This is a genomic window from Tsukamurella pulmonis, assembly GCF_900103175.1.
In the GTDB taxonomy this organism is placed as follows: Bacteria; Actinomycetota; Actinomycetes; order Mycobacteriales; family Mycobacteriaceae; genus Tsukamurella; species Tsukamurella pulmonis.
This window is the reverse complement of sequence record NZ_FNLF01000002.1, coordinates 2,897,757-2,917,898: the sequence shown is the minus strand read 5'-3', so window position 1 is coordinate 2,917,898 and position 20,142 is coordinate 2,897,757. Positions and strand designations below refer to the sequence as shown.

The window sequence follows — 20,142 nt, the reverse complement described above, 5'->3', positions numbered from 1 at the left end:
CGGTGGACCTGCAGGCCGCGCTCGCGCTCGCCGTCGAGGAATCGGTGGCCGCCCGCGGGATCAGCACTCCCAATCCGCCCGTCGGCGCCGTGATCCTCGCGGCCGACGGCACCGTCGCCGGACGGGGTCGCACCGCCCCCGCGGGGGGTCCGCACGCCGAGGTCGTCGCCCTCGCCGAGGCGGGCGAGGCCGCGCGCGGCGGCACCGCCGTCGTCACCCTCGAGCCGTGCGACCACACGGGCCGCACCGGCCCCTGCACGCAGGCCCTCCTCGCGGCCGGCGTCGCCCGCGTCGCGTACGCCGCCGCCGACCCCAACCCCGTCGCCGCCGGGGGAGCGCACACCCTGCGCGCCGGCGGCGTCGAGGTCGAGCACCTCGACGTCGAGCCCTGGCCCCTGACCGAATGGCTCTTCCGGCAGCGGCACGGGCGCCCGATGGTCACCGTCAAGCTGGCGGCCACCGTCGACGGCCGGATCGCGGCCCCCGACGGCACCAGTCAGTGGATCACCGGGCCCGCCGCGCGGGCGCGGGCGCACTCCGAGCGCGCACAGCTCGACGCCATCATCGTGGGCACGGGCACCGTCCTCGCCGACGATCCCGCCCTCACCGCCCGCAACGCCGACGGCGAGCCGCTCGAGCACCAGCCGACTCGGATCGTGCTGGGGGAGCGGGAGATCCCCGCCGACGCGAAGGTGCTCACCGGCCCCGGGGCGGCGCACTTGGTCCGGGGACGCGACCCGCACGCAGCGCTGGCCGCGGCGGGCGACGCCGTCCACATCCAGGTCGAGGGCGGCGCGACGGTGATCGGCGCCTTCGTCGCCGCCGGGCTCGTCGACCGCGTCCAGGCCTACATCGCGCCCGTCCTCCTCGGGGCCGGGCTGCCCGCGCTCACGGTGCCCGGCGTGGGCACCCTCGCCGACGCGACGCGGTTCCGGCTGGAGAGCGTCGAGCGACTCGGCGACGACGTGCTGGTCACACTGTTGCGTTCTTCCTGAGCCCAACACTTGGGGCGCCGCCCGGTGAGTGCTACCTTCGGAAGCGGAAGTTCTCAGGGCGGGGTGCGATTCCCCACCGGCGGTGATGGACTCCGGGCGATCCCGGTGTTCGAGCCCGCGAGCGCCCCACCGCGAGGTGGGGGACAGCAGATTCCGGTGCGATCCCGGAGCCGACGGTCATAGTCCGGATGAAAGAGAACTGCACGGGTCGTTCCCGTGCTGTCGTGCCGCCCTGAGGCCGAAGTGGCAGGAGCGGCGGATGTTCACCGGCATCGTCGAAGAGCTGGGCGTGATCACCGCCCGCGAGGATCTGCCGGATGCGGCCCGATTCACGGTCCAGGGCGATCTCGTCACCTCCGATGCGAAACACGGCGATTCGATCGCGGTCAACGGCGTCTGCCTCACGGTCGTCACCGTCGAGAGCGGGGCCTTCACCGCCGACGTCATGGAGGAATCGCTCCGCCGCAGCTCGCTGAGCAAGCTCGGCCCCGGCGACCGCGTCAACCTCGAGCGCGCCGCTGCGGTGAACTCGCGCCTCGGCGGCCACATCGTGCAGGGCCACGTCGACGGCACCGGCCACGTCCTGAGCCTGAGCCCGTCCGAGCACTGGACCGTGGTGCGGCTGGGAATGCCGGAGCAGCTGGCCCGGTACGTCGTCGAGAAGGGCTCCATCACCATCGACGGGGTCTCGCTGACCGTCTCCGCGCTCGGGCAGGGGGTGACCGGCGACGACGCGCAGCACTGGTTCGAGGTCTCGCTCATCCCCACCACCCTCGAGCTCACCAACCTCGGCGGGGCCGAGCCCGGCACCGTCGTCAACCTCGAAGTGGACATCGTCGCCAAGTACGTCGAGCGCCTGACCGGATTCGCCGGGCGCGAGGAGGAGAAGTAGCCATGACCAGGTTCGATTCCATCGAGCGTGCGATCGAGGACATCGCGGCCGGCAAGGCCGTCGTCGTGGTCGACGACGAGGACCGGGAGAACGAGGGCGACCTCATCTTCGCCGCCGAGAAGGCGACGCCCGAGCTGGTGGCCTTCATGGTCCGCTACACCTCCGGCTACCTCTGCGTCCCGCTCGACGGCGCCACCTGCGACAAGCTGGGCCTGCCGCCGATGTACGCCACCAACCAGGACAAGCACGGCACCGCGTACACCGTCACCGTCGACGCCAAGGCGGGCGTGGGCACCGGCATCTCGGCCGCCGACCGCGCCACGACCATGCTGAAGCTGGCCGACCCGAGCTCGACCGTCGACGACTTCACCCGCCCCGGCCACGTCGTGCCGCTGCGGGCCAAGGAGGGCGGCGTGCTGCGCCGCCCCGGCCACACCGAGGCCGCCGTCGACCTCGCCACCCTGGCCGGGCTCGCCCCCGCCGGCGTGATCTGCGAGATCGTCTCCGAGAAGGACCCGGGCGGCATGGCCAAGTCCGAGGAGCTGCGGGTCTTCGCCGACGAGCACGGCCTCGCCATGATCTCCATCGCCGACATGATCGCCTGGCGCCGCAAGAACGAGAAGCACGTCGTGCAGGTCGCGTCCGCGCGCATCCCCACCCGCTACGGCGACTTCCAGGCCGTCGGCTACACCTCGATCCACGACGACGTCGAGCACGTCGCGCTGGTCAAGGGCGACGTCACCGCCGACGACGGTGCCGACGTCCTGGTCCGCGTGCACAGCGAGTGCCTCACCGGCGACGTCTTCGGCTCGCTGCGCTGCGACTGCGGTCCCCAGCTGGACGCCGCGATGGAGATGGTGGCGCAGGAGGGGCGCGGCGTCGTGCTCTACATGCGCGGGCACGAGGGCCGCGGCATCGGCCTGATGCACAAGCTGCAGGCCTACCAGCTGCAGGACGGGGGCGCCGACACCGTCGACGCGAACCTCCAGCTCGGCCTCCCCGCCGACGCCCGCGACTACGGCCTCGGCGCGCAGATCCTCGTCGACCTCGGCATCACCTCGATGCGCCTGCTCACCAACAACCCGGCCAAGCGCGTCGGGCTCGACGGCTACGGCCTGCAGATCACCGAGCGGGTGCCGATGCCGCTGCGCGCCAACGCCGAGAACATCCACTACCTGCGCACCAAGCGCGACCGCATGGGCCACGACCTGCGCGACCTCGACCACTTCGACCAGGGAGGTACCGCGTGAGCGGCGCTGGAATCCCCGACATCGCCCTCGACGGCGCCGCCGACCTGCGGCTGGCCGTCGTCGCCTCGCGCTGGCACGACACCGTGTGCGAGGCCCTGCTCGCGGGCGCACTGCGGACCGCGGAGCAGGCCGGGGTGCGGCACGTGACCGTCGAGCGGGTCGCGGGCGCGGTCGAGCTGCCCGTCGTGGCGCAGGAACTGGTCAAGAGCCACGACGCCGTCGTGGCGCTGGGCGTCGTGATCCGCGGCGGCACCCCGCACTTCGAGTACGTCTGCGACGCGCTCACCGCCGGCCTGCTGCGCGTCTCGCTCGACGCCGGCGTGCCCGTGGGCAACGGCGTGCTCACCACGAACACCGAGGCCGAGGCCCTCGACCGGGCGGGCCTGCCCGGCTCGGCCGAGGACAAGGGCGAGCAGGCCGCGTCCGCCGCGCTCGACACCGCGCTGACCCTGCGCAGGCTGCGGGCGAACGCATGAGCCGCATCGCCCTCGTCCAGGCCACCTGGCACCGGAACATCGTCGACCGGGCCCGCGACGGCTTCGTCGCGGAGTGGGCCCGCCTCGGCCACGACGGCGCCGACGTGGACGTCTTCGAGGTGCCCGGCGCGTACGAGATCCCGCTGACGGCCAAGCGGCTCGCCGCGACCGGACGGTACGCCGCGATCGTCGCCGCCGGGCTGGTCGTCGACGGCGGCATCTACCGCCACGAGTTCGTCGCGACCGCGGTCATCGACGGCCTCATGCGGGTGCAGCTCGACACCGATGTCCCCGTGTTCTCCGTGGTGCTCACCCCGCACCACTTCCACGAGCACGACGAGCACACCGCCTACTTCGAGCGGCACTTCGTGGGCAAGGGCGCCGAGGCCGCGCGCGCCGTCGACACCACGCTGGCGCTGCACGCGACCCTCCCGACCGCCTAGCCCGTGCACGCGCCCGGGGCACCGCGGTCCGGTTTACGTAGAATGGCCCCGTGATGACCGACGCCACCACGCAGCCCGTGCTCGAAGTGACCCCGCGCAGGATCAAGATCTACGCCTGGTCCTTCGCGGTGGTGCTGGTCCTGGGCCACGCCTTCGTCGCCTGGCTGCTCAAGGCCGGCGGCGACTCGGGGATCGCCTTCAAGACCGGCGATCAGGCGGGCATGGTGGGCATCGGAATCATCCTGGCCTGCGGCGCGCTGCTGTTCACGCGCCCGCGCCTGCGCCTGGGCCCCGAGGGGGTGACGGTGCGCAACCTTCTCAACGAGAACACCTATCCGTGGGACATCGTCGAGGGCTTCTCGTTCCCCGAGGGCGCGCAGTTCGCCCACCTGGATCTGCCGCAGGACGAGTTCGTCGCGATCTGGGCCATCCAGGCCCGCGACGGCGAGCTCGCGGTGCAGTCGCTGCACCGCGTCCGCGAGGTCGCCGCCGCGTACCAGCGCTGAGCGCTACTTGATCGTGCCGCCGCGGCCGTGCAGCAGGGTCATCAGCTGCGTGAGCTGACCCTCCTGCGCCGCGGTCCGCGCGAAGCTGGTCAGGTTGAGCAGCGGCGTGAACCGCTTGCGGGCGATGCCCTTGGCGTAGGTGAACTCGCGCAGGCCGTCGGGGCCGTGGATGCGGCCGAAGCCCGACTCACCGACCCCGCCGAACGGCAGGTTCGGCACGCCCGCGAAGGTGATGATGCCGTTCACCGCCGCCATGCCCGAGCGGATCTTATCCGCCAGCTCCATGCCGCGGGCCTTGGAGAAGACCGTCGCGGCGAGGCCGTACCTGGTGGCGTTCGCGAGCTCGACCGCCTCGTCCATGGTGTCCACCTTGGCGACGGTCACCGTGGGGCCGAAGGTCTCCTCCGTGACGGCGATCGAGTCCTCCGGCACGTCGACGAGCACCGTCGGCTGGACGAACCGCTCGCCGACCGCGTCGATCCCGCCGACGAGGGCGCGGCCGCCGCGGGCGAGAGCGTCCTCGATGTGCGCCTTGATGATCGGCAGCTGGCTCGGCATGGTGATCGGGCCGATCTTGGAGTCGTCCGAATCGTTCGCGGTGACCTCGCGGGCCTTGGCGACCAGCTTCTCCAGGAACGGGTCGTAGACGTCCTTGTGCACGTAGACGCGCTCCACGCCGACGCAGGTCTGCCCCGCGTTGGCGAAGGCGCCCCAGGCCGCGGCGTCGGCGGCGGCGTCGAGGTCGGCGTCACGGTCCACGAGGAAGGCGTCCTTGCCGCCGGCCTCGATCACCACGGGGGTGAGCGTCTCGGCGCAGGCGGCCATGACCTTCTTGCCGGTGTCGGTGGAGCCGGTGAAGGCCACCTTGTTCACGCCGGAGGTGCACAGCGCGTTGCCGGTCTCGCCGAGGCCGGTGACCGTCTGCAGCACGGGGCGGCCGACGGCCTCCTCGAAAGTGCGGGCCAGCCACACGCCGACGCCGGGCGTGTACTCCGAGGGCTTGAAGACGACGGCGTTGCCCGCAGCGAGCGCGTAGGCGATCGAGCCCATCGGGGTGAAGACGGGGTAGTTCCACGGGCCGATCACCCCGACGACGCCGAGCGGGTGGTAGCGCACCGTCGCCGACTGGTTCGCCATGACCAGGCCCGACCCGACGCGCTTGGGTCCGAGGACCTTCTTGGCGTGCGAGGCGGCGTAGGAGAGGTGGTCGATGCCGAGGGCGGCCTCGAGCAGGGCGTCGCCGTGGGGCTTGCCCGTCTCGTCGTGGACGATCTGCGCCAGCTGGTTGATCCGGCGGGTGATGACGCCCTTCCACGTGTTGAGCGCCTTCTTGCGGCCCTCGAACCCGATCTCCTGCCACCAGTCGGCCTGTTCGCGGGCCCGCGCGACGACGGCGTGCACGTGATCCGCGGAGTGGATCGGGTAGGTCTCGACGACGTCGCCCGTGCGGGGATCGAGGGAGTCGAAGGTCTTCGTGTTCGCTGCGGTCATGCTGACTTCCTGATCTCGTCGGCCGCCTTCTCGGCGATCATGATGGTGGGGGCGTTCGTGTTGCCGCGCGTGACGGCGGGCATGACGGAGGCGTCGACGACGCGCAGTCCCTCGACACCGCGCACGCGCAACTGCGGATCGACGACCGCGTCGTCGTCGGTACCCATCCGGCAGGTGCCGACGGGATGGAAGAGCGTCTGCGTGTAGTTCGCGATGAGCGTGCGGATCTCGTCCTCCGACGGGTCCTCCGCGATGTGCCAGGGCTTGCCCAGGTAGCGGGCGAGCGGCCCCTGCTGCGCGATCTCCATCACCGCACGCACCCCGGTGACCATCGCTTCGACGTCCTGAGCGGCGTCGTAGTAGTTCGGTTCGAGCGCGGGCTTGAAGTTCGGATCGGCGGAGCGCAGCCGCAGCGTGCCGCGGCTTGCGACATCGACCAGGGTGGGCCCGAGCATGATGCCGCGGCGATGCGTCTCGTGCAGGAGGTTGTCGTAGACGCCCGCCGGCATGACGTGGATCTGCAGGTCGGGGTGTTCGAGGTCGTCCCGCGAGCGGAAGAACGCCCCCGATTCCGCGCCGTTGGACGCGAGCGGGCCGGTGCCCGTGAGCTTCCAGCGCAGCAGATTGCCCAGGTCCTGCTTCTCCAGCAGGTCGTAGCTGCCGTGCACGTCGAAGTCGACGGGGACCATCGGGTGGTCGTGCAGGTTGGCGCCGACGCCCGGCAGGGCCGAGCGGACGTCGATGCCGTGCTCGGCGAGGTGCTCGGCCGGGCCGATGCCCGAGAGCATGAGCAGCTGCGGCGAGTTGATCGCCCCGCCGCTCACGATCACCTCGCGGCGGGCGCGGACCGTCTGCTCGGAGCCCCCGGTCCGGAGCACGACACCCGAGGCGCGGTCACCGTCGAACTCGATGCGCTGGGCGGTGGACCGGATCGCGACCGTGAGGTTGGGGCGCCCGCGGTTCGGCTCGATGTACGCCTTGTCGGTGGACCAGCGGCGCCCGCCCTTGCAGGTGACCTGGTAGAGCCCTGCGCCGTCCTGCGAGGCGCCGTTGAAGTCGTCGGTGGGCTTGAGGCCCCACGCGACCGCAGCGTCGACGAAGGCGTTCGTCAGCGGGTGGTTGAACCGCCGGTCCTCGACGCTGAGCGGACCGTCGGTGCCGTGGTACGGGCCGGCCAGGCGGGTGTTGCCCTCGGCCTTGCGGAAGTACGGAAGGACCTCGTCGAACGACCATCCCGTCGCGCCCTGCGCGGCCCAGCCGTCGTAGTCGGCGTGGTTGCCGCGGATGTAGATCATCGCGTTGAGCGACGAGCAGCCGCCCAGGGCCTTCATCCGCGGCCAGTACGCCGGCCGGTCGGCCAGGTGCTTCTGCGGCGTGGTGGTGTAGTTCCAGTCCCACTTCGTCTTGAACATCGCGGAGAACGCGAGCGGGATGTGGATCTCGTCCGCATCGGCCTCGCCGCCCGCCTCGAGGAGCAGGACGCTCACGCCCGGATCCTCCGACAGTCGCGCCGCCATGACGGCGCCCGCGCTGCCGGCTCCCACCACGATGTAGTCGTACTCGTCCGCCGCCAATGCCGCTCCTCGCGTCGTTGAAGTGCTCGACCCCGAAGTTACTCGGAAGTCTCGCGGGCGCGGAGGGGTTTGGGCAGGTTCGACGGTGCCGGGGCCCGAGCCCGTCGCGTCAGCCGACCGCGGGGGCCAGGCGCTTGATCGTCGGGGTCAGGGCCACCACCACGAGCCCGACCGCGATGGCAGTGCCGCCGAGGATCAGGAAGTACGGCGCCTCGTCGTTCTGGTCGTAGAACGTCGCCAGGCGGCCGGCGAGCGCGGTGCCCAGGCTGATGGACAGGAAGTTCAGCGCCACCATCTGCGCGGCGAACGCGCGCGGCGCGAGCTTGGTGGACACGCTGAGCCCGACGGGGGAGATGCACAGCTCGGCGAGGGCGAAGATCAGCATGATCGCGAGCAACCCGATCAGCGGGGCCGTGTTCACGCCGGCGGGCATGAGCAGGAAGGCCAGGAAGGCGACGCCGATCCCGATGGTGCCGATGGCGAACTTGATCGGGGTGCTGGGCTGGCGCGGGCCGAGCTTGGTCCACAGCGCGGCGAAGACCGGCGCGAAGATCAGGATGTAGACCGGGTCGACGGACTGGATCCACGAGGCGGGGAACTCCCAGCCGCCCAGGGTGCGGTCGAGTCGCTCGTCGGCGTAGACCGCGACGAAGGTGAACATCTGCTGGAACAGCGCCCAGAACGCCACCTGCGAGAGGAACAGCGGGATGAAGGCCTTCACGCCGTTGCGCTCGGCACCGTCGACCCGGCTGCTGCGCAGGAGGAAGACGAAGTAGGCCAGGGAGAGGGCGGCGACGGTGATGATGACCGCGTCCACCAGGTTGTCCGCCGTGATCACGCCGAGGAGGATGAGGCCGACGAAGACGGCGATCGCGACCACGGCGCCCGCGGCGACGCGCTGGATCTCGCTGCGCGAGGCGGGGTTCGGCACCTCCTGGCTGATCCGCGGCAGCAGCTTGCGGGTGAGCCCGTACTGGATCAGGCCCAGTGCCATGCCCACCGCCGCGAGGCCGAAGCCCCAGTGGAAGCCGGCGCTCTCCTGCAGGTAGCCGGTGAGCAGGGGGCCGATGAACGCGCCGAGGTTGACGCCCATGTAGAACAGCGAGAAGCCCGCATCGCGGCGGGTGTCGCCGTTCGGGTACAGATCGCCGACCACCTTGGTGGCGTTGCCCTTCACCCCGCCGGAACCGACGGCCACGAGCACCAGGCCGATCGCGACGCCCGTCGCGCCGGGGACGAGCGCGAGCGCGATGTGGCCCGCCATCACCAGGCAGGCGGAGTAGAACAGCGTGCGCTCGGCGCCGAGGAGGCGGTCCGAGACCCAGGCGCCCGCGATGGTCGAGAGGTAGACGAAGCCGCCGTACGCGCCGACGATCCCGAGCGAGGTCGACTTGTCGAAGCCGAGCCCGCCCTCGGAGGCCGAGTAGTACAGGTAGTACGCGAGGATCGCCTGCATCCCGTAGAACGAGAAGCGCTCCCACATCTCGACGCCGAACAGGTTCACCAGCGGCCACGGGTGTCCGAAGAAGCGGGTGTCGGGTTTGTAACCGGGGGTGGTGGTCATTCGTCGATGTAACCACGCGGAGACCGCGCCGTGGGTGAGCTCAGCGCAGGAGTCGCGCCGCGTCCGGCTGGTAGGCGTACTCGGCCCACTCGCCGGGCGTGGCGCCGTGGTGCGCGTCGACGAGCGTGCGGTCCGCGCCCGCGTCGAGCAGCGCACGGATCCGGTCGACGTCGCCGTCCCACGCCGCGTGGTGCAGCGGCGTCGCGCCGTCCTCGTCGCGGGCGTTCGGATCGTCGGGGAAGGACGGCGCTGCGACGGTGACGCCCGCGACGTCGATGCCGTGCGCGGCGAGCAGCGCGAGGCGGTCGGCGAAGCCGTGCTGCGCCGCCCACTCGACCTGGCGGCGCCACACCTGCGTGCGGTCCTCGGTCTCCGCGCCCTCCCGGGCCTCCCACGGACTCGGTCCGGCGTCGGCGAGCCCGTGCGCGAAGAGCAGCCGCAGGTGCGCGTCGTCGGGCCGGAACATCCGGTTGTAGAGGGTCTGCTGGTCGACGGGGTGCGCCCCGCGGTCGAGCAGCAGTGTGGCGAGCTCGTCGCAGCGCGGGTGCCGTGGCTGCCGGCCCGCACCCTGCTCGCCCTCGCCGAAGACGCCCGTCAGGGCGGTGAACGGGGTCGGCAGCCCGGAGTGCAGGAATCCGGTGTTCGGGTCGGCGCCGGCGTCGAGGAGCAGCGCCGCGGCCTCCGGCGCCCGGTGCTGTGCGGAATCGAGCGGGACCCGCGAGTAGGTCAGGTAGGTGAGCGGGTGCCAGCCGAACGGCCCGCTGGAGGCGGTGACCAGGCGCGGATCGGCGGCGAGGTGCGCCGCGAGCGCTTCGGGGTCGGCCGCGGCGGCCACGCCCAGATGCTCCGGTCGACGATGCCGGGATCTCCCGCGTGCAGGTCGGCGGCGGCGCGCCACCGCGGCGGCGCGTCCGTCGTGCCGTAGCGCAGGCAGGCCAGGGAGCAGAAGAGGTCCCCGGGCGCGAGGACGGCCTCGTCGACCGCACCCGGATCGACGGTGAGGTCGGCGTTCGCCGCGGCGGGGGAGCCGCTGCGTGCGGGGTGGGACATGGTGCCTTTCGTCGTCCGGCGTGGTCAGCGCAGCAGATTGGTGCGGGCCACCTGTTCGCGCAGGAAGTGGAACTGGGTGTCGAGGCTGGCCTGCAGATCGCGCAGCTCGTCGGCGTGGTGCTGCAGGCGGCGGGCGTCGGCCTCGTTACCGACGGCGTCGCGGTAGAGCTGATCCAGCAGCTCGCGGTGCGCACCGGTGCTGGTGCGGTCGAGCAGCTCCAGGTCGCGCAGCAGTCGCTCGACGGGGCGGAGCTCACCGAGGTACTCGGCGAGCGCGGCCACGTGGTCGCGGAGCGCGTTCTCCGCCATCCGGGCGGCGTGGGTGTACTCGTCGAGCTGGTCGGCGAGCGCCTGCGAGACGGGGGATTCGCCCGAGGGACGCGGGGTGTCGGTCCGCATGCGCCACACCCGGTACGCGCGGTGGCTGACGTCGTGCAGCGTGGCGTCGAGGTTGATGCGGACTCGGTGCTGATCGAGGATCGGGTTGTTCCACGCGGGGGAGCGGCGGATCTCCTCGGTGAGCAGGACCGCCAGGCCGAGCAGCCGGGTCTCCACCCGGGTGCCGCCGGGTTCCGCGGAGGGGTTCCACGCCGGCGTGCGTTCCGCCAGGAACGGCCACGGGTTCGACGCCTGACGGGCCTGCTCGCGGGCCGCGAGCTGCTGTTTGTACCGGTTGTTCTGCCACACCCGGACCCCCACGACGGAGGCGACGAACAGGAGTACCGCGACCGACCAGACCGCGGAGTACCCCATCGCGAACACCGCGACCACCGCCAGGACCCACACCCACTTGGGGGTGGTCGACGGCGCGCGGCGCTGGGGGATCGAGGCCAGGTACGCGGGGTTGTTGCTCGACGTGTAGCGGCGGAAGGCGTCGTCGATGGCGTGCGGCCGCAGGCCGTGCAGATAGGCCGCTGCATCCCGGGCGGCGACCTGCGCCTGTTCCCGCCCGACCGGGACCGCGTCCGCCGCGGTGCTCACGCGCTCCGCGATCTCCTGAGGAACCGTATCCGCCATCTCGAACCCCCTCCTGCTCCCTCCGAATGTACCGACGTCCGACGCCTGAGGGGCGTCGCGTGCGGCGGAGAAGGGGGTGCGTTCCGTTGGAGTCCACGAGGGCACTGGGGAGTGCCGTGGGGGTATCCGCTCGCGACCGTGGCGACGGTCCGCGGACCGGTGGACGCTGCTAGCCGGCTTTCGCGATCGCGCGCGGCGCGAACGGATCGGCGGGCAGGCCGAGGTTCTCGCGGAGGGTGCGTCCCGTGTACGCGCGCCGGAACAGCCCGCGCCGCTGCAGTTCGGGGACGACGAAGTCGACGAAGTCGTTGAACGTCCCGGGGGAACTGGCGGCGGAGAGGATGTAGCCGTCGGCCTCGCCGCCGGTGAACCCGTCCTCGATCCGGTCCGCTACGTCGGAGGCGGTGCCCACGAACTGAGGGAGCAGCACGCCCTGCGCGTACAGCTTGCCGATGTCCCGCAGGGTCAGGTTGTCGCGTTCGGACAGGCGCCGGGCCACGTCGAACAGCCCCTGCGTGCCGCCCACGGCGACGTCTTCCACCGGTTCGTCGAGGTCGTACTGCGAGAAGTCGTGATCGGTGTGCACGGAGAGTGTGATCAGCCCGGAGATCGGGTCGGCCAGCTCGTTGTGGAAGGCCTGCTTCTCCCGTGCGATCGACTCGGTCTCGCCGACGAAGGGGATGAACGACGGGAAGATCTTCACGTGGTCGGGATTGCGCCCGAAGTTCGTCGCCCGCGACTTCACGTCGTCGTAGTACGCCCGGCGCCCTCCGGAGTCGGGTCGATCTCGAAGATCGCCTCGGCCCACCGCGCCGCGAAATCCTTCCCGCGTGCGGAGGATCCGGCCTGGATGAGTACCGGCCGTCCCTGGGGCGATCTCGGCGTGGGCAACGGGCCTCGCGTGCGGAAATGCTCCGACCTGCGATCCACGGCATGAATCCGTGACGGATCCGCGAACACACCGGACTCCTTGTCCTGCACCAGCGCATCGGGCTCCCACGACGACCAGAGCTCGACGGCCGTCTCCACGAACTCCTGCGCCCGCACGTACCGCAGGTCGTGCTCGAGGTGCTCGTCATGGCCGAAATTCAGCGCCTCCGACTGACTGAGCGACGTCACTATGTTCCATGCGATCCGCCCGCGGGTGATGTGGTCGAGGCTGGAGAAGATCCGAGCCAGCTCGAACGGGTGGAAGTACGTCGTGGACTTGGTGATCGCGATCCCCAAGTGCGATGTCACCGCGCCGATGGACGCCGCGACGATCGACGGATCCAGGGTCGCCGAGGCCTGTGTTCCGCGGCGGAGAGATTCGTCGATGTCGTTGCCGAACCGCGTGGGGATCGACAGCAGATCGGCGAAGAACAGGAAGTCGAACCTTCCGCGCTCCAGAATCCGCCCGATCCGGTGGTAGTACTCGGGCGTGAGGAACGCCGGGTCGGACGCGGGGTGGCGCCACGCGGCATGCGAATGGGTGACGTGCGAGGCGATCTGGAAACCGCCGAGGTGCAGCTGCCGGGACATGACATTCCTTCCGTCGGGTACGTCCCAGCAGTCTTCGGGCACCCACCGGCGAGCGACACCTTTGTGATCCCCGTGGTGGAATGTCCGCGCCGATCGTCCCCTCAGGGGCTGGGAACGGCCTGCACGAGGCGAATCCTGTCGTACCCCGGAGCTACCGTTCGGGCATCGTCGAAGGGGGCGCCATGCCGGACTTGCAACCACTCGTCGCCGCGCAGATCATCCCGCCCGAGCGAGCACCGGATTACCTGCGCGCGATGGACATCGCGGTCGAGGACCTGTACTCCGCGATCTCGGCCGGGCAGGCGACGGCGGGGGAGTTCGATCGTTTCGCACCACTCACCGCGCCCGGCCTCCTGCGCTGGTTCGGGGTGGTCGCCGAGCTGCGCCGCAGGCTGGCGGCCACCGGTCGTTGGTACCCGGACGATCGCCGCGGCCAGCCGCTCAGTCGCCATCGGGAGAGCCGCCGCACGCTCACGGTCATGAGCGGGGACGTCTCCACCGGCAGCCCGCACTCGGCGTTCGGTCCGCACACGGTGCGGCGCAAGGGGCGCGCGACCGCCGACTCCCTCCAGCCCGATGAGGCGCTCTTCCCACTCGCGGCGTTCGCGCCGCCCCCGCGAGTCGACGGTGTGCTCGCCGGCGCCTGGGTGCTCCTCTACCGCGACGACGGTGCGGCGATCCGCTTGGAGGTCTCGCAGCCCGCCGGTTTCGACAGCGACAGCGGGCAGTTCACCGGCTGGACGGTCCGCGTCCTGCTCGACGACTGGCGCCCGGCGGAGCGGAAGGGCCTCGGCGGCGCGACGGATCTCCAGTTGTTCCGCTCGGTCGCCTGAGCGATCCCGGTGGGCTGGCCGAAACCGGGCCGCGGACCGTCGGGGATGCGGTAGTCATGGTCCATGCCTGAGCGGATCCTGCCCTTGACGTCCACGATGCAAGACGAGCACCTGTCGCTGGCGACGCTGCTGCGCCACGCCACCACCTGGTACGCGGACGCGGCGGAGGTGGCCACGTGGACGCCCGAGAAGACCACCCGGATGAGCTTTCGCGAGATGGGCCGCGAAGCGGGGCGCCTCGCCAACGCGTTGAAGGCGCTGGGGGTGGTGCCGGGCGACCGGGTGGGCACCTTCCAGTGGAACAACAACGAGCACATGACCGCCTACGTCACGATCCCGGCGATGGGCAGCGTGCTGCACACGATCAACATCCGCCTGTTCCCGGATCAGATCACCTACATCGCCAACCACGCCGCCGACCGCGTGATCATCGCCGACGGCAGCCTGATCCCGCAGCTCAACGCCGCCATCGGCGGGATGACGACGATCGAGCACGTCATCGTCGTGGACGGCGACAAGTCTCAGGTGGAGGCACCGTCGGGCGTGCAACTGCACGACTACCGCGACCTGCTCGACGCGCAGAGCGACGAGTACGACTGGCCGGACATCGACGAGCGGGCGGCGGCCGCGGCCTGCTACACGTCCGGCACCACGGGCGACCCCAAGGGCGTCATGTACAGCCACCGCAGCATCTGGCTGCACTCGAGCACCGTCTGCGCGAGCTACGGCCTCGGCATGGGCCCGAACGACACCGTCCTGCCGATCGTGCCGATGTTCCACGCGATGAGCTGGGGCACCCCGTTCGGGGCTCTCATGTCCGGCGCCTCGCTGATCCTGCCCGACCGGTACCTGCAGCCCGAGCCGATGGCGCGCCTGCTGGCCGGGGAGAAGCCCACCATCTCCGCCGCGGTCCCGGCGGTGTGGATCGGCATCGTCAACCACCTGGACAAGAACCCGCAGGACATCAGCCACCTGCGGCACATCGCGTGCGGCGGCTCGGCGGTCCCGCTGAGCCTGGCGAAGGCACTCGACCGGCACGGCGTGCAGATCGTGCAGGCCTGGGGCATGACGGAGACCTCGCCGCTCGCCAGCATCGCCTGGCCGCCGCGCGGCGTCACCGGCGAGGACGCCTGGGCGTACCGCAACACGCAGGGGCGCTTCCTGCCGGGCGTGCAGGGCCGTCTCGTCGACGACCTCGGTGAGGTCGTCCCCGCTGACGGTGTCTCGCAGGGCGAGGTGCAGGTGCGCGGCCCCTGGGTGACGGGCAGCTACTACAGCCCGGAGGGCGCCGAACCGGTCGGTGCGGACAAGTTCGAGGACGGTTGGCTGCGCACCGGTGACATCGGCAAGCTCACCGCCGACGGCTACGTGACCCTCGTGGATCGGTCGAAGGACGTGATCAAGTCCGGCGGCGAGTGGATCAGCTCGGTGGAGCTCGAGAACGAGGTCATGGCGCACCCCGCGGTGCTCGAGGCGGTCGCGATCGGGGTGCCCGACCCGAAGTGGGACGAGCGCCCGCTGGTGGCCGTCGTGCTCCAGCCGAACGCCGAGGTCACCATCGCTGAACTGCGGGAACACCTCGCGGGGAAGTTCGCGAAGTGGCAGATCCCCGACAACTGGTCGTTCATCGCCGAGGTGCCCAAGACCTCCGTCGGTAAGTTCGACAAGAAGGTTCTGCGGGCCCAGCACGCGGCCGGCGATCTCTCCGTCCTCCAAGAATGAGGACCCGCACGGGCGTGTCAGAACACCCGGGGTTGACATGATGATGCATTCTGAAAGGCGTGCCCGAGCAGTCTCACGATCCGCGCTGGGTCGCCGCTGCTAATTGGGCGGCGGCCGGCGGCTTCGGCGTGGGCGCGATCGCCGAGCGCGAGGGGGTCACCCGGATCGACGCCTTGCTGGCGATCGCGGACGAGTGGACGCGGCATCCGCACCTGTTCACCACCCCGCCCGCCGCCGTGCCGCCGGTCGGCGTCGCGCAGTGCCCGGACTGCGGCATCTGGTTCTCCGACGTGGAGGCGCACCGCGCGGTGCACCGCCGCGGTCGCCGGCGGGTCGAGGCGGCGCAGCGGGAGCGGCGCGGCAATCGTCGCGCGACCGGCGACGCGGTGCGGGGACAGGGGCGCGCCGTCCGGCCCCGCGCAGCCTCGCGCCGGCTTGGCGACGGCCAGGAGCCCCCGCCGGCGGGGCGCGGGGTGCCGCTGACCGAGCTGCCCGAGGACGCGCCGTGGAACACCTGGGCCGAGGCCGCCAACTGGGCCGCCGCGAACGGCTTCGGTCCGAGCCGTCTCGCCGACCGCGTGGGTACCGACGCCGCGTCGGTGACGGTGGCGATCATCGACGCCTGGAGCCACGACCCGGCCGCGTTCACCGTCCCGGCCGCCGTGAGCAACCCCGGGGGCGCGCTCAAGCAGTGTCCGGCGTGCGGCCTGTGGTTCGCCAGCGTCGACAACCACGTCGCCGCGCACGGCCGGATCAGCGGTCGTCGACGGGGCGCCGCCCGCACCCCGTCGCGCTGGGGCGTTCCGCCCGACCACGACGGTCACGCCGCGCCCCGCACGGCCTTCGAGCACGCGATGGAGAGCGACGGGCTGCTCGACCCCTACCTGGAGCTGCGCCGGTGCGTCCTGGAGCATCTGAGCCCGGCGCAATTCCGCACGCGCATCGACGGCACGCCGGAGCGGGTCGCCGAGATCCTCGAGCGGGTGTCGGCGCACCCCACGTACATCGACGCGCTCGGGGACCTGGTGCACTCGCGTGCGGGCAGGCTCCACGACGACGGCGACCGCGTCCAGTGTCACCTCTGCGGGCTGTGGATGCCGATGCTCTCGCCGCACCTGCCTCTCCATCGCATGGCCGCCGCCACCTACCGTCTGCGGTTCGATCTCGCGATCGACGATCCGCTGGCCTCGCGCAGCATGATCCCGGTGCGTCGGCGGGCCCCGCGCCGCGATACCGCGACACCCGGCCCGGCCGGTTCGCCCGTCGTGCCGGCCTGATCGGGCCGCCAGGAGATCCCCAGGCCGTCGTCGGCCCGCGCGCAGGTACGGGGCCGAGGCTCGAAGCATGACCACGATGAAGAAGATGATCGGATCCGCACTCCTGGGCACCACGGTTCTCGGCGGGATCGCCACCGTCGGGTCCGGTGCCGCCGCGGCGGCACCGGACCCCGGCCGCACCGGCACGCCCCAGGCCACCCAGGCGCAGGCCGAACCGACGGCCGCGAAACCGGCCCCGCGGCCGGCGGCGAAGCAGGCCCCGAACCGGGTTCCGCAGCGGGCGACGCCCCGCTCCGACGGGCAGAACCCGAACTGGCGGCCCGGCCCCGTCTACCGGCAGGGTGCCTGGCACACCCCCGTCTGGGACGCCGGCCGCAACCACTGGGGCTTCTGGCTCGGACCGCTGTGGGTTCCCGTCGGCTGAGCCCGGCGCCCGCCCGCACCCGAACCTGTCGGCCACCCGTCCTAATCTGGACGGGTGGCCGATCCGCAGAGTTACCGCCCCGCACCGGGCACCATCCCCACGCAGCCCGGCGTGTACAAGTTCCGGGACAAGCACGGCCGCGTCATCTACGTGGGCAAGGCCAAGTCCCTGCGCAGCCGACTGAACTCCTACTTCGCCGATGTCCACGGCCTGCACCCGCGCACCTACCAGATGGTGACCACCGCCGCGTCCGTCGAATGGACCGTGGTCAGCACCGAGGTCGAGGCGCTGCAGCTCGAGTACAACTGGATCAAGGAGTTCGACCCCCAGTTCAACGTCCGTTACCGCGACGACAAGACCTACCCGATGCTCGCGGTCACCCTGCACGAGGAGTTCCCGCGGCTGTACGTCTACCGCGGCCCCCGGCGCAAGGGTGTGCGGTACTTCGGCCCCTACAGCCACGCCTGGGCCATCCGCGAGACCCTCGATCTGCTGCTGCGCGTCTTCCCCGCCCGCACGTGCTCGGCGGGCGTGTTCAAGCGGCACAACCAGATGGGCCGTCCGTGCCTGCTCGGCTACATCGACAAGTGCTCGGCGCCGTGCGTCGGCCGCGTCACCCCGGGGCGGCACCGGGAGATCGTGGAGGACTTCTGCGACTTCCTGGCCGGCAAGACCGACAACCTGATCAAGCAGCTCGAGAACGAGATGCTCACGGCCAGCGATCAACTGGACTTCGAGCGCGCCGCGCGCCTGCGCGACGACGTCTCGGCGCTGCGCAAGGCCGTCGAGAAGCAGGCCGTGGTGCTCGGCGACGGCACCGACGCCGACGTCATCGCCTTCTCCTCGGACGAACTGGAGGCGGCGGTGCAGATCTTCCACGTCCGCGGCGGCCGGGTCCGCGGCCAGCGCGGATGGGTCGTCGAGAAGCCCGGGGACGCGGAGCAGAACGAGCACGCCGAACTGCTCGAGCAGTTCGTCACCCAGTTCTACGGCGAGGAGGTCGAGCGGGCCAAGCAGGCGGGCGACCCGTCGGCCACCCCGGTGCCGCGCGAGGTGCTCGTCCCGGTCCTCCCGGACGACGCCGACGAGCTCCAGGACTGGCTCTCCGAGCTGCGCGGCGCGCGGGTCTCGCTGCGCATCCCGCAGCGCGGGGACAAGCGCACCCTGATGGAGACGGTCGAGCGCAACGCCGTCGAGGCGCTGCACCAGCACAAGCTCAAGCGCTCGGGTGATCTGACCGCGCGCTCGGCGGCCCTGCAGGGGCTGCAGGACGCCCTCGACCTCGACGCGGCGCCGCTGCGGATCGAGTGCGTGGACATCAGCCACATCCAGGGCTCCGACGTGGTGGCCTCCCTCGTCGTCTTCGAGGACGGCCTGGCGAAGAAGTCCGACTACCGGCACTACGGGATCAAGGAGGCCGCCGGCGACGGCCACAGCGACGACGTCGCGTCCATCGCCGAGGTCACGCGCCGGCGTTTCCTGCGCTACAAGGCCGACGCGGTGCAGGACGAGGGGAGCGACGGCGGAGACCTCGCCCCGGAGGCGGCGATCGACCCGCAGACGGGACGCCCGCGCCGCTTCGCCTACCCGCCGAACCTCTACGTGGTCGACGGTGGCGCCCCGCAGGCGGCCGCGGCGCAGGAGGTGCTCGACGAGCTCGGCGTGACCGACGTGGCGGTGATCGGTCTCGCCAAGCGGCTCGAAGAGGTGTGGGTACCGGGTGAGGAGGATCCGGTGATCCTGCCCCGCAGCTCGGATGCCCTCTTCCTCCTGCAGCGCGTGCGCGACGAGGCGCACCGCTTCGCGATCTCCTTCCACCGCAGCAAGCGGTCCAAGCGGATGACCGTCAGTGCACTCGACGCGATCCCGGGGCTCGGTGACACCCGGAAGGCGGCGCTCATCAAGCACTTCGGGTCCGTGGCCAAGCTGCGCGAGGCCAGCCTGGAGGAGATCGTCGAGGTCCCCGGGGTCGGTCTGGGGACCGCCCGCGCCGTGCTCGACGGCCTGCGCGCCGACGCGTGAACACCGCCGACGTGGTGGCGCAGGTCGCCCCCGTCCTGATCTTCCTGCTCGCGATCACCGTCGTCGCCGAGATCGCTCAGTCGGCCGGCGTCTTCGACGCGATGGGCGTGCTCGCCGCCCGGCTGGGGCGCGGCAGCGTGCTGCTGATGTGGCTCGGCGTGGTGGGGCTGGCGTGCGCCGCGACGATCGTCCTCAGCCTGGACACCACCGCGGTGCTGCTGACCCCCGTCGTGCTGGCGGCCGCCGCGCGACTCGGGGTGGCCCCCTTGCCTTTCGCGATGACCACAGTGTGGCTCGCGAACACCGCCTCGCTGCTGCTGCCGGTGTCGAACCTGACGAACCTCCTCGCGGTGTACCACCTCGACGGCGGCGTGCGGGCCTACCTCGCGCTGTCCTGGCGGCCGGCGCTCGCGGCGATCGTCGTGACCGTCGTGGTGCTGTGGCTGCTGCACCGGCGGGACCTGCGGGGCCGGTACACGATTCCCGCGTTCGAGGTGCCCGACGATCGTGTGTTGTTCGGCGTCGCCGCGGCGGTCTGCGTCGCGCTCGGCCCGGCCTTCGCCCTCGGCGTCCCGCCCGCGGCCGCGGCGACCGCGGCCGCCCTCGTCCTGATCGGGGCCGTCGCGGTCCGGGCGCCGGGGCGCCTGCGGGAGATCGTGGTGCCGTGGCGGATGGTCCTCATCCTCGCCGCCGTGTTCGCCGCGGTGCAGGTGGCACTCGCGGCCGGCCTGGAGGGCGTGCTGCGAGATGTCGCGGGGGCGGGAACGGCGCCGTCGGACCTGCTGCGGGTGGCGGGCGTCGGTGCCGTCGCCGCGAACGGCGTGAACAACCTGCCCGCGTACCTCGCCCTCGAGCCCGCCGTGTCCGGCGACCCGGTGCGGCTCATGGCCCTCCTGATCGGCGTCGGTGTGGCCCCGATCGTGACCCTGTGGGCCTCGCTCGCCACGCTGCTGTGGCGGGAGCGGTGCCTCCGCGCCGGGGTGCGGATCGATGCCCGACGGTTCGCGATCCACGGCCTGCTCCTCGCCGTGCCGGCCACCGTCGCGGCCGTCCTGGTTCTCTGACGCGTCAAGTAAATCCGGTCG

At 71.6% G+C, this 20,142-nt stretch carries 16 protein-coding genes, 2 pseudogenes and 1 riboswitch; of the genes and pseudogenes, 12 read left to right on the top strand and 6 right to left on the bottom strand.

Annotated elements, in window-relative coordinates:
* Positions 1 to 2: 2 nt before the first annotated feature.
* The 6 genes from ribD to BLQ62_RS14285 all read left to right on the top strand — a co-directional run bounded on the left by ribD (position 3) and on the right by BLQ62_RS14285 (position 4,562).
* Positions 3 to 995: a bifunctional diaminohydroxyphosphoribosylaminopyrimidine deaminase/5-amino-6-(5-phosphoribosylamino)uracil reductase RibD gene (ribD, locus tag BLQ62_RS14310; RefSeq protein WP_068568622.1), complete on the top strand. Its 993-nt coding sequence runs from the start codon at positions 3 to 5 to the stop codon at positions 993 to 995.
* Positions 996 to 1,040: 45 nt separating this feature from the next.
* Positions 1,041 to 1,199: riboswitch (FMN riboswitch) on the top strand.
* 55 nt (positions 1,200 to 1,254) lie between these two features.
* Positions 1,255 to 1,887, top strand: coding sequence for a riboflavin synthase (locus tag BLQ62_RS14305; protein WP_068533993.1), 633 nt, complete (start codon positions 1,255 to 1,257; stop codon positions 1,885 to 1,887).
* Positions 1,888 to 1,889: 2 nt separating this feature from the next.
* On the top strand, positions 1,890 to 3,137 hold the full coding sequence (locus tag BLQ62_RS14300) for a bifunctional 3,4-dihydroxy-2-butanone-4-phosphate synthase/GTP cyclohydrolase II (RefSeq protein WP_068533991.1): 1,248 nt from the start codon (positions 1,890 to 1,892) through the stop codon (positions 3,135 to 3,137).
* Positions 3,134 to 3,613: a 6,7-dimethyl-8-ribityllumazine synthase gene (ribH, locus tag BLQ62_RS14295; RefSeq protein WP_068568621.1), complete on the top strand. Its 480-nt coding sequence runs from the start codon at positions 3,134 to 3,136 to the stop codon at positions 3,611 to 3,613. The genes BLQ62_RS14300 and ribH overlap by 4 nt, the downstream gene beginning before the upstream one ends.
* On the top strand, positions 3,610 to 4,056 hold the full coding sequence (locus BLQ62_RS14290) for a 6,7-dimethyl-8-ribityllumazine synthase (protein WP_068533987.1): 447 nt from the start codon (positions 3,610 to 3,612) through the stop codon (positions 4,054 to 4,056). Before ribH ends, BLQ62_RS14290 begins: the two co-directional genes overlap by 4 nt.
* A gap of 53 nt (positions 4,057 to 4,109) precedes the next feature.
* The gene (locus BLQ62_RS14285) at positions 4,110 to 4,562 is read left to right on the top strand and encodes a PH domain-containing protein (protein ID WP_068533985.1); all 453 of its coding nucleotides are present in this window, start codon (positions 4,110 to 4,112) and stop codon (positions 4,560 to 4,562) included.
* Positions 4,563 to 4,565: 3 nt separating this feature from the next.
* Here the strand turns inward: BLQ62_RS14285 and BLQ62_RS14280 are convergent, their stop codons facing one another.
* The 6 genes and pseudogenes from BLQ62_RS14280 to BLQ62_RS14255 all read right to left on the bottom strand — a co-directional run bounded on the left by BLQ62_RS14280 (position 4,566) and on the right by BLQ62_RS14255 (position 12,779).
* Positions 4,566 to 6,053 carry an aldehyde dehydrogenase family protein gene (locus BLQ62_RS14280; protein ID WP_068568620.1) on the bottom strand — a complete coding sequence of 496 codons (1,488 nt, stop codon included), beginning with the start codon at positions 6,051 to 6,053 and terminating at the stop codon, positions 4,566 to 4,568.
* A complete protein-coding gene (locus BLQ62_RS14275) occupies positions 6,050 to 7,627 on the bottom strand; it encodes a GMC family oxidoreductase (RefSeq protein ID WP_068568619.1) in 1,578 nt (525 codons plus the stop codon). The genes BLQ62_RS14280 and BLQ62_RS14275 overlap by 4 nt, the downstream gene beginning before the upstream one ends.
* A gap of 109 nt (positions 7,628 to 7,736) precedes the next feature.
* Positions 7,737 to 9,191: a peptide MFS transporter gene (locus BLQ62_RS14270; protein ID WP_068568617.1), complete on the bottom strand. Its 1,455-nt coding sequence runs from the start codon at positions 9,189 to 9,191 to the stop codon at positions 7,737 to 7,739.
* Between the two features lie 40 nt (positions 9,192 to 9,231).
* Positions 9,232 to 10,196 (bottom strand): annotated as a pseudogene (locus tag BLQ62_RS14265) (ankyrin repeat domain-containing protein); the annotation flags it as partial.
* Positions 10,197 to 10,265: 69 nt separating this feature from the next.
* A complete protein-coding gene (locus tag BLQ62_RS14260) occupies positions 10,266 to 11,258 on the bottom strand; it encodes a hypothetical protein (protein ID WP_068568614.1) in 993 nt (330 codons plus the stop codon).
* 169 nt (positions 11,259 to 11,427) lie between these two features.
* Positions 11,428 to 12,779: pseudogene (locus BLQ62_RS14255) on the bottom strand (LLM class flavin-dependent oxidoreductase).
* Between the two features lie 182 nt (positions 12,780 to 12,961).
* On the opposite strand from BLQ62_RS14255, the gene BLQ62_RS14250 reads away from it, so the two are divergent.
* From BLQ62_RS14250 to BLQ62_RS14225, 6 genes are all read left to right on the top strand, one after another.
* Positions 12,962 to 13,612: a hypothetical protein gene (locus BLQ62_RS14250; RefSeq protein WP_068533969.1), complete on the top strand. Its 651-nt coding sequence runs from the start codon at positions 12,962 to 12,964 to the stop codon at positions 13,610 to 13,612.
* Positions 13,613 to 13,675: 63 nt separating this feature from the next.
* A complete protein-coding gene (locus BLQ62_RS14245) occupies positions 13,676 to 15,334 on the top strand; it encodes a long-chain fatty acid--CoA ligase (RefSeq protein WP_231857741.1) in 1,659 nt (552 codons plus the stop codon).
* 59 nt (positions 15,335 to 15,393) lie between these two features.
* The gene (locus tag BLQ62_RS14240; RefSeq protein WP_068568612.1) at positions 15,394 to 16,611 is read left to right on the top strand and encodes a hypothetical protein; all 1,218 of its coding nucleotides are present in this window, start codon (positions 15,394 to 15,396) and stop codon (positions 16,609 to 16,611) included.
* A 67-nt stretch (positions 16,612 to 16,678) separates the two neighbouring features.
* Positions 16,679 to 17,035 carry a hypothetical protein gene (locus tag BLQ62_RS14235; RefSeq protein WP_068568610.1) on the top strand — a complete coding sequence of 119 codons (357 nt, stop codon included), beginning with the start codon at positions 16,679 to 16,681 and terminating at the stop codon, positions 17,033 to 17,035.
* 54 nt (positions 17,036 to 17,089) lie between these two features.
* Positions 17,090 to 19,057 (top strand): excinuclease ABC subunit UvrC, encoded by a 1,968-nt coding sequence (gene uvrC / locus BLQ62_RS14230; protein ID WP_068533963.1) that lies wholly within the window; start codon positions 17,090 to 17,092, stop codon positions 19,055 to 19,057.
* Complete coding sequence (locus BLQ62_RS14225; protein WP_068568609.1) at positions 19,054 to 20,121, top strand: SLC13 family permease; 1,068 nt, start codon at positions 19,054 to 19,056, stop codon at positions 20,119 to 20,121. The genes uvrC and BLQ62_RS14225 overlap by 4 nt, the downstream gene beginning before the upstream one ends.
* Positions 20,122 to 20,142: the final 21 nt, after the last annotated feature.